Raw genomic sequence first — 1305 nt, 5'->3', positions numbered from 1 at the left:
GAGGATGCAGGGATGTCGAAGGAACAATCGCTGGGTAAGCCCACGTCGCGGCGCTACAGTCCCGAGGAGAAGGCTGCTGCGGTCAGGATGGTCCGCGCCCTGCGGACCGAGCTTGGTACTGAGCAGGGCACGGTGTCGCGGGTGGCCCGTCAGCTCGGCTATGGGGTGGAGTCGGTGCGGTCCTGGGTACGCCAGGCTGACATCGACGACGGGTACGAGCCTGGAGTGACGACCGCGGAGTCCAAGAGGGTCAAGGAGCTCGAGCAGGAGGTCCGAGAACTTAAGCGCGCCAATGAGATTCTGAAGCGAGCGGCCAGTTTCTTCGGTGCGGAGCTCGACCGCCAACACAAGAAATAGTCGACTTCATCGATACCTGGCGCGAGGAGTTCGGGGTCGAGCCCATCATCACCGTCCTGCGCACCGCAGGGGTGACGGTGGCCCCAAGCACCTACTACGACTCCAAGACGCGGCCCCCGTCGGCGCGGGCGCGCCGCGATGCCGAGCTGGGGCCAGCACTGGTGGCCCTGTGGGAGGACAACTACCGCGTCTACGGGGTGCGCAAGCTGTGGAAAGCGGCCCGTCGGGCTGGTCACGATGTCGGGCGCGATCAGGTCGGGCGGCTGATGCGGGCCGCAGGCATCCAAGGCGCGCGGCGCGGCAAACGGGTGCGCACCACCAAACCGGACCTGGCAGCGGCGCGGCACCCGGATCTGGTGCAGCGCAAGTTCACGGCGAGCGCGCCGAACCAGTTGTGGGTCACCGATCTGACATTCGTGCCCACATGGGCAGGAGTCGCCTACGTATGCTTCATCGTCGACGCCTACTCGCGGATGATCGTCGGGTGGCGGGTGGCCTCCCACATGCGCACCACCATGGTGCTCGATGCGATTGAGATGGCGCGCTGGTCACGCGGAAACACATTGCCGGGCTTGACATGTCACTCCGATGCCGGATCGCAGTTTACGTCCATTCGCTACGGAGAGCGATTGGCTGAGATCGGTGCGGCACCCTCGATCGGCAGCATCGGGGACAGTTTCGACAATGCGCTGGCAGAGACGGTGAACGGCTACTACAAGGCCGAGCTGATCTACGGTCCCGCCCGCAGCGGGCCGTGGAAGACCGTCGAGGACGTCGAGCTGGCCACCCTGGCCTGGGTGTACTGGCACAACACCAGCCGTCTCCACAGCTACCTCGACGACGTCCCGCCGACCGAGTTCGAAGCCACGTTCTACGATGCACCACGGACCGACCAACCCCTGGTCGAAATCCAATAGCCCGAGCCCCCGGGAAAACCAGGGCGATTCA

General features: G+C 65.3%; 1 protein-coding gene and 1 other annotated feature. The gene reads left to right on the top strand.

Annotated elements, in window-relative coordinates; translation table 11 throughout:
* Positions 1-12: 12 nt before the first annotated feature.
* Positions 13-1274, top strand: a protein-coding gene (locus B8W69_RS29435; protein WP_110882105.1) for an IS3 family transposase whose coding sequence is annotated in 2 segments (ribosomal slippage) — positions 13-316 and positions 316-1274 — 1263 coding nt in all. Because the reading frame shifts where the segments join, the coding sequence is not laid out codon by codon here.
* Positions 312-443: a sequence feature (AL1L pseudoknot), on the top strand. It overlaps the preceding gene by 132 nt.
* Positions 1275-1305: the final 31 nt, after the last annotated feature.

Source organism: Mycolicibacterium vulneris, assembly GCF_002104765.1.
Lineage (GTDB): Bacteria > Actinomycetota > Actinomycetes > Mycobacteriales > Mycobacteriaceae > Mycobacterium > Mycobacterium vulneris.
Note: the sequence above shows the minus strand (reverse complement) of the source record. Positions and strands in the feature narration are given on the sequence as shown.